The sequence below is a fragment of the Acuticoccus mangrovi genome, from assembly GCF_016411865.1.
Taxonomy (GTDB): Bacteria; Pseudomonadota; Alphaproteobacteria; order Rhizobiales; family Amorphaceae; genus Acuticoccus; species Acuticoccus mangrovi.
This window is the reverse complement of record NZ_JAEKJA010000013.1, coordinates 162167-169434: the sequence shown is the minus strand read 5'-3', so window position 1 is coordinate 169434 and position 7268 is coordinate 162167. Positions and strand designations below refer to the sequence as shown.

Genomic DNA, 7268 nt, shown 5'->3' with positions numbered 1-7268 from the left:
GACGCCGAAGGCGCCCGCAGGGCTTGTCCTTGACACGCCCACGACCCGCCCCAAGCTTGTCGCAGGGTGTCAGGCAAGAGGACCGCGAAGCGGTCGTCTTTCCTGAACCCCTGCCCATCGGCGAGATGGGGGAGCGCGAGGGGGAACACCCTCGCCCTAGAAAACAATGCCGGCGCGCAGCGCCGTCCGCCTCCCACTTACGCGCAAAGGCACCGGCAGGGCGCTGCTCACCCCTTGAGCGCCGCCCGCACCATCCGGTCGAGAGTCTGCAGGAAGCGGGAGCGGTCGGCCTTGCCGAACGCCTTGCCGCCGCCGCCCGTCGCGAGCGGGTGGGCGGCACGGATGTCGGCCATCAGATCCCGCATCGCGAGCTGATGGCCGATGTTCGCCGCCGTGAAGGCGTCGCCGTTGTGGCGCACGGCCTGGGCGCCCTTCTCCAGGCAGCGCGCGGCGAGCGGAATGTCGCCGGTGACGCAGATGTCGCCGGGCCCGATGCGCTCGGCGATCCACTGATCCGCCGCGTCCGGCCCCTCCGGCACCACCACCGTCGTCACCATCGGATCGGCGCTCGGGCGGATGCCGCCGTTCGACACGATCACCACCTCCAGGCGATGGCGCTCGGCGACCTTCAGCGTCTCCCCCTTCACCGGGCAGGCGTCGGCATCCACGTAGATGATCGTCATCGCCGTTCGCCACTCCCTCGTTCCTCACGCGCCCTCGGCGCGGCGCTCACCCGAGATAGCGCGCCGAGGCCCATCCCGTCCGCCCGCCATACCAGATCGGGCACCAATTTCCGCGACAGGCGTCCCACTCCACCGCCACGCCGCACGCATCGGGCGGGAGGGCGAAGAGGATCCGGTGCCGAATGCTCGGCCCGGCGCGCACGTTGAGAGTATCCCAGGAGGCGACGTCCACCACGCAGGCGGCGACCTCGACCGGGGCCGCCCGAGACGGAGCAGGCTGAGGCGGAGCGGCCTGGAGCTGAGCGGCCTGGAGCTGAGCAGCTTGGAGGGGAGAGACCGCGAGAAGGGCGGGGGCCGCCGCAAGCACGAGACGGCGAAGGCGCGAGCGGGTCGTCATGGTGGGCTCCTTGGCGATGATCCTTTTCTCCCTTTCGATGTGACCCACCACACGCGCCAGCGCAGCGATCCATGTCACACTTTCGCCCGATTGCGCGATCGCCCCGGCCCGATGCCATCCTCGACGCCTCGACCCGTTGGCGCGGCAAGCCGAAGGGCGTATGGAGGGCGCCATGACCCTCGCCACTGCCCACAACGACGCGCTACCGCGCGACAGCTTTCTCGACCGCTGCGAAGAGGCGGCGGCCGAGTTGCGCCCGCTCCTGGAGCCCACCCCGCTCCAGCGCAACGCCTTTCTGTCCGAACGCTATCGTGCCGAGATTTACCTGAAGCGCGAAGATCTCACCCCCGTGCGCTCCTACAAGCTGCGCGGCGCGGCGAACTTCTTCCGCAAGGCGCTCGCCGCCCATCCCGACATGCGCAACTTCGTCTGCGCCTCGGCCGGCAACCACGCCCAGGGCTTCGCCTACGTCGCGGCGAAATATGGCGTGACGGGCACCGTCTTCATGCCGATCACGACGCCCAAGCAGAAGATCCAGAAGACGCAGACCTTCGGCGGTGACGCCATCACCATCCGCCTGATCGGCGACACCTTCGACCAGTCGAACCGTGCCGCCCAAGAGTTTGCCGCCGAGACCGGGGCGACCTTCGTGCCACCCTTCGACCACCCCGACATCATCGAGGGCCAAGCATCGGTGGGCCTCGAAATCCTCGACCAGATGCCGACGCCGCCGGACGTGCTCGTGGTGCCGGTCGGCGGTGGCGGGCTCGCGGCGGGCCTTGCCCAGGTGTTCGCCGCCCGCGCCCCCGAGACTGAGATCGTGTTCGTGGAGCCCGCCGGCGCGCCGTCCTTCCGGAAGAGCCTCGTCGCCGGGCGCCGCGTCACGCTCGAGACGATGAACACCTTCGTCGACGGGGCGGCCGTGGCGCAGATGGGCGCCCACTCCTTCGCCGCGCTCGCCAACCGCCATCCGGCGCAGGTGCTCCACGTCTCGGAAGACCGGCTCTGCGAGACGATCCTCGAAATGCTGAACATCGAGGGCATCGTCTTGGAGCCGGCCGGCGCGATGCAGATCGACGCCCTCCGCCTGCTGCCGCCGGAGCGGCTCGCCGGCCGCACCGTGGTGTGCGTGACCTCCGGCGGCAACTTCGACTTCGAGCGGCTGCCGGAGGTGAAGGAGCGCGCCTTGCGGGCGGCCGGGCTGAAGAAATATTTCATCCTGCGCCTGCCCCAGCGCCCCGGCGCCCTGCGCGAGTTCCTCGACATTCTCGGCCCGGACGACGATATCGCCCGCTTCGAATATCTGAAGAAGAGCGCCCGCAACTTCGGCTCCATCCTGCTCGGCGTCGAGACCACCTCGCGCGACAACTTCGACGCCCTCCTCGCCCGCATGGACGAGAAGGGTTTCGTCTATCGCGACATCACCGAGGACGAGATCGTCGCCGGCGTCCTGATCTGATGCGCCCCCTCGCCCTCACCATGGGCGAACCCGGCGGCATCGGCGGCGAGATCGCCCTCGCCGCCTGGCAGGCCCTCAGGCACGGCGGCCCGGCCTTCGTGCTTCTCGACGATCCGGACCGCGTCCGCGCCCTCGCCGCGCACCTCGGCGCGGCGGTGCCGGTGGAGCGCGTCGCCTCGGCAGCGGATGCGGCGGATGCGTTTTCCCGCGCCCTCCCGGTCCTCCCCCTCGCGCGGCCCGTGCCACTCGCCCCGGGCCGGCTCGAGGCGGCGACGGCACCCGCCGTCATCGAAGCGATCGACACCGCCGTCGCCCTCACCATGGCGGGCGAGACGGCGGCCGTCGTCACCAACCCGATCCACAAGGCCGCCCTCCTCGGCGCCGGCTTCGCCCACCCCGGCCACACCGAATATCTCGCCGAGCTCGCCGGCGTGCGCCGCACGGTGATGATGCTCGCGGGGCCGGACCTGCGCGTGGTGCCGGCGACGATCCACATCCCCCTCCACGACGTGCCCGCCGCGCTCACCGAGGCGCTCATCGTGGAGACGGTCGAGATCCTCCACGCCGCGCTCGTGGCCGATTTCGGCATCGCCGCACCGCGCATCGCCGTCGCCGGCCTCAACCCGCACGCCGGCGAGGACGGCCGGCTCGGAGGCGAGGAGATCGCCACGATCGCGCCGGCACTGGCGCGGCTCGCGGCGGAGGGGATCGCCACCACCGGGCCCCTGTCGGCCGACACGATGTTCCACCCCCGGGCCCGGGCGGGCTACGACGCGGCGCTCTGCATGTACCACGATCAGGCGCTGATCCCGATCAAGACGCTCGCCTTCGACGAGGGGGTGAACGTCACCTTGGGGCTTCCCTTCGTGCGCACCTCGCCCGACCATGGCACGGCGCTGACGCTCGCCGGGCACGGGACCGCCCGCGCCGACAGTCTGATCGCCGCCCTCAACCTTGCCGCCGAGCTCGCCGCGCGGCGCCACGGAGGCCCTCGATGACACCCATGCGCCTCGGCGTGAACGTCGACCACATCGCCACCGTGCGCAACGCGCGCGGCGGCACGCATCCCGACCCCGTGGCGGGCGCGCTGGTGGCGGAGAAGGCGGGCGCCGACGGGATCACCGCGCACCTGCGCGAAGACCGCCGCCACATCCGCGACGACGACATTCGCCGGCTGAAGGAAAAGCTCGCCATCCCGCTCAACCTCGAGATGGCGGTCACCGAGGAGATGGTGGGGATCGCCCTCGCGACGCGCCCGCACGCCTGCTGCCTGGTGCCGGAGAAGCGCACCGAGGTGACCACCGAGGGCGGCCTCGACGTGAAGGGCGCGGCGGGCCTTGCCGACACCGTCGCCCGCCTCGCCGACGGCGGCATCCGCGTGTCGCTGTTCATCGATCCCGACGTCGCCCAGGTGGAGGCGGCGCACCGCGCCGGCGCCCCGGTGGTCGAGCTCCACACTGGCAGCTACTGCGAGGCGACGGCGACGCGTCCGGCCGAGCTCGCCCGCATCGAGCAGGCCGCCGAGGCGGCCGAGGCGCTGGGGCTCGAGTGCCACGCGGGCCACGGCCTCACCTTCGACACGGTGGGCGGCGTCGCCGCGATCCCGACCATCGCCGAGTTCAATATCGGCCACTTCCTGATCGGCGAGGCGATCACCATGGGCCTCGCGGCCGCGATCACCGAGATGCGCCGCCGCATCGTCCAAGGCCGCCTCGGCCAGTAGGCGCCCGATCGGCCCGCCGGAGATCGACTGCGGCGGGCGCGGTTCGGCCCGCGCCGTCAGGCCGCGTCGTCAGGCCGCGTCGTGGAAGATCACTCCGAGGGTCATGCGCTCGCCCGAGCGCAGGCGGCTCACGCCGTGGCGCATGTTGACGCGGTAGTCGCCCTTGCTGCCCGCCTTGGGGCGGATCGAGGTCGTGAACAGCGCCCCCTCACCCCGCTTCAACGGCACCACCTCGGCGCGGGACTGCATCCGCGGGCGCTGCTCGGTGAGGACCAGCTCGCCCCCCTCGAACTCGGCCGGGTCGGTCAACAGTACGACGAGCTGCAGCGGGAAGGCGACCTCGCCGTAGAGGTCCTGGTGCAGGCAGTTGTAGTCGCCCTCGCCATATTTCAGGAGGAGCGGCGTCGGCTTCTCCTGACCCGCGGCATGGCAGCGCTCCAGCATGCCGTGAAGCGTCTCGGGGAAGGTCGGCGTGCCGAGCCGCGCGGCCCAGCGGTTCGCGATCGCCGCGGCGTGCGGATAGACCGCCTCGCGCAGCGTCGCCACCTGGCGCGGCAGCGGGGCGGCGAAATATTTGTACTCCCCGGAGCCGAAGCCGTGGCGCGCCATCACCACGCGGCTCCTGAAGCGGTCCTTCTCGTAGAAGGCGGCGACCTCGTCACAGTCCTCGTCGGAGAGGAGCCGGCCGGTCCGGCCGACGCCGTAGGTGTCGAGCTCGGCGGCGATCCTCTCCCAGTCGAGAGCGTCGATATCGGCGCTACGCAACGGCACCCTCCCGTCTCAACAGGGCTTCCTTGCGGGCGACGCCCCAGCGATAGCCGGCGAGGGTGCCGTCGGACCGCACCACGCGGTGGCATGGGATGAGGATGGCGATCTTGTTCATCGCGCACGCCCGGGCCACCGCGCGGTGGGCGGTGGGACGGCCGAGCGCCGCGGCGATCTCGCCGTAGGTCGCGGTGGTGCCCACGGGAATTCGACGCAGTGCCGCCCACACCCGTTCCTCGAAGGCGGTGCCGCGAATGTCGAGCGGCAGCTCCTCGGCGAGCCGCGGCTCCTCCACCACGGCGACGATCTCCTCCACGAGAGCGCGGAAATCCTCTCCGCCATCCACAACCAGGGCGTGCGGATAGAGGGTCTCGATGCCGGCGCGCCCTTCGACGAAATCGTCGGTGAGGCGCACTGCGGCGATGCCGCGCCTTGAGAAGGCGGCGGTGACCACCCCGAGCGACGACGGCGCCTGCGCCACCACGATCACCTCGCCCTTGCCCCCCGCCCGCAGGGCCGACGGCGACATGCCGAGGCATTCGGCGGCGGCGTCATAGAAGCGTGAGAGGCTGCCGAAGCCGGAGCCGAAGGCGGCCGCCGTCGGCGTCTCCCCCGCCCCGAGGGCCGCCGTGGTGCGCCGCACCCGCGCCGCATCGGCGTAGGCCTTCGGAGTGAGGCCGGTGTGAGCCTTGAAGGTGCGGTGAAAGTGATGCTGGCTCATGCCGGCGGCCGCGGCGATGGCGGCGAGCGTCGGCGGCACATCCGCCGCCTCGATCGTCCGGCACGCGGCCTCCACCGCGAGGGCCTTCGTCTGGGCCGAGCTCATCTCGTCCGGCCGGCAGCGCTTGCAGGCGCGATAGCCCGCCGCCCGCGCCTCGGCGGTCAGGGCGAAGAAGTGCACGTTGCGGCGCAGCGGCCGACGCGCCGGGCAGCTCGGGCGGCAATAGACCCCGGTGGTGCCGACGGCGTACACGAAGGCGCCGTCGGCATCCGCGCTCCTCGTGCAGACCGCGACCCAACGCGCCTCGTCCTCGGTGCTTTCCATAACCTCGCTCATCGGGGCCTCCCTCGGCTTGCTCTACGAGGATGACAGATGGCCCGTCGCGGCCGTCCGAACCATCCGGACCTTGCTCGCAAACTCGATCCGCTCGGCCCCGTCCCGCTCAGTCGCCGCCTCGATCAGTCGCCGCCCCGATCAGTCACCGATGGGGGTCGCGTGAATGCCGGCGCCACGGCGACCCATCCGGTCCGCCCTCGCCCAATCGGGCCAATAGCCCGCGCGCTCCACCGTGTAGAGAACGGCCGCGATGATCACCACCGCGGTCGCGGCGATGATGAACCGGCGCGAGGGTGGCTGGTGCACCCATTTCGCCATCCGAACCAGAAGCCAATCCATGGGGCCGATCCTCTCCTTCCGGCGCGCTCGCCGCAACCCCCGTGCGCCGGTCTCCTCAGCCGGCGAACTCGATGGCGACCCCGAGGGTGTCGTCGAGCGACCAATCGGGCACCTCGGCGCCGGTGGTGAGCACCAGCGAGTGCGGTCCCTCCCCCCGCCGCCGCAGATGATGCTCGAGGGGGCTGTCAAGCCCCGCCGATCCGATGAGCTGCAGCTTCACCGAGCCGAGCAGCAGCAGCGCGCCCGTCGCGCCGAGGGACGGAAGGGCGAGCGCCGTCGGCGCGACGCCGAGAACACGGCCGAGCCGTGCCGCCGCTCCCAGCGGATCGTCGAGCGCGATGCGCACGGCAGCGATGCCGGTCACGCCGTTCGGGTGGGCCGCGGCGGCCGGCAGGCGGAGGTCGCGCGGCGTATCGTCGGTGATGATGAAGGGCATCACGCCGGCGTCCGCCCCCTCCGGAAAGCTGAGCCGCCAGGCAAGGCACGTCCCGTCGGGCTTCTCGCGCGACATCGCGACGACCGGCGCCATCGGCACGCCCGCGCCGGTAAGGGCCGCGGCATCCTGGTCGATGTCGTCCGACGCGAGACACACGTCGATCAGGCCACCCCCGTGGGCGAGGGCCTGATACCAGCGGTGCTGAGGGTTCGCCCGCTCGAAGGCGATGAGCTCGATGTAGCCCGTCTCGCCGAAGCCGATCAGCGCGTTGTGCGAGCCGATGTCATGCCGCCCGCCGGGGGTGACGACGAAGCCAAGCGCCTCGTAGCGAGCCATCGCGTCGGCAAGGTCGGGAACGAGAATGACGACGTGATCGAGACCGGCGATCATGGCACCTCCAGCGGCATGG

At 71.5% G+C, this 7268-nt stretch carries 9 protein-coding genes; 3 read left to right on the top strand and 6 right to left on the bottom strand.

Going from position 1 to position 7268, the window contains the following annotated elements; genetic code table 11:
- Positions 1-227: 227 nt before the first annotated feature.
- Both JCR33_RS16360 and JCR33_RS16355 read right to left on the bottom strand, forming a co-directional pair.
- Complete coding sequence (locus JCR33_RS16360; protein ID WP_198883178.1) at positions 228-683, bottom strand: YaiI/YqxD family protein; 456 nt, start codon at positions 681-683, stop codon at positions 228-230.
- 46 nt (positions 684-729) lie between these two features.
- The gene (locus tag JCR33_RS16355) at positions 730-1080 is read right to left on the bottom strand and encodes an SH3 domain-containing protein (RefSeq protein WP_198883177.1); all 351 of its coding nucleotides are present in this window, start codon (positions 1078-1080) and stop codon (positions 730-732) included.
- A gap of 172 nt (positions 1081-1252) precedes the next feature.
- Between JCR33_RS16355 and ilvA the strand changes: the two genes are divergently transcribed.
- The 3 genes from ilvA to JCR33_RS16340 are packed head-to-tail and all read left to right on the top strand — an operon-like array spanning position 1253 to position 4262.
- Entirely contained in the window at positions 1253-2539 is a 1287-nt protein-coding gene (gene ilvA, locus JCR33_RS16350; RefSeq protein ID WP_198883176.1) for a threonine ammonia-lyase IlvA, read from the top strand.
- A complete protein-coding gene (pdxA, locus tag JCR33_RS16345) occupies positions 2539-3537 on the top strand; it encodes a 4-hydroxythreonine-4-phosphate dehydrogenase PdxA (protein WP_198883175.1) in 999 nt (332 codons plus the stop codon). Before ilvA ends, pdxA begins: the two co-directional genes overlap by 1 nt.
- Positions 3534-4262, top strand: a complete 729-nt coding sequence (locus JCR33_RS16340) for a pyridoxine 5'-phosphate synthase (RefSeq protein WP_198883174.1) — start codon at positions 3534-3536, stop codon at positions 4260-4262. Before pdxA ends, JCR33_RS16340 begins: the two co-directional genes overlap by 4 nt.
- A gap of 69 nt (positions 4263-4331) precedes the next feature.
- On the opposite strand, the gene JCR33_RS16335 is transcribed toward JCR33_RS16340, so the two are convergent.
- From JCR33_RS16335 to JCR33_RS16320, 4 genes are all read right to left on the bottom strand, one after another.
- Positions 4332-5033: a 2OG-Fe(II) oxygenase gene (locus JCR33_RS16335; RefSeq protein ID WP_332461214.1), complete on the bottom strand. Its 702-nt coding sequence runs from the start codon at positions 5031-5033 to the stop codon at positions 4332-4334.
- The gene (ada, locus tag JCR33_RS16330; RefSeq protein ID WP_198883172.1) at positions 5020-6084 is read right to left on the bottom strand and encodes a bifunctional DNA-binding transcriptional regulator/O6-methylguanine-DNA methyltransferase Ada; all 1065 of its coding nucleotides are present in this window, start codon (positions 6082-6084) and stop codon (positions 5020-5022) included. The genes JCR33_RS16335 and ada overlap by 14 nt, the downstream gene beginning before the upstream one ends.
- 138 nt (positions 6085-6222) lie before the next feature.
- Positions 6223-6423, bottom strand: a complete 201-nt coding sequence (locus JCR33_RS16325) for a hypothetical protein (RefSeq protein WP_198883171.1) — start codon at positions 6421-6423, stop codon at positions 6223-6225.
- Positions 6424-6478: 55 nt separating this feature from the next.
- A complete protein-coding gene (locus JCR33_RS16320) occupies positions 6479-7249 on the bottom strand; it encodes a VOC family protein (protein WP_198883170.1) in 771 nt (256 codons plus the stop codon).
- Between the last annotated feature and the right edge of the window lie 19 nt (positions 7250-7268).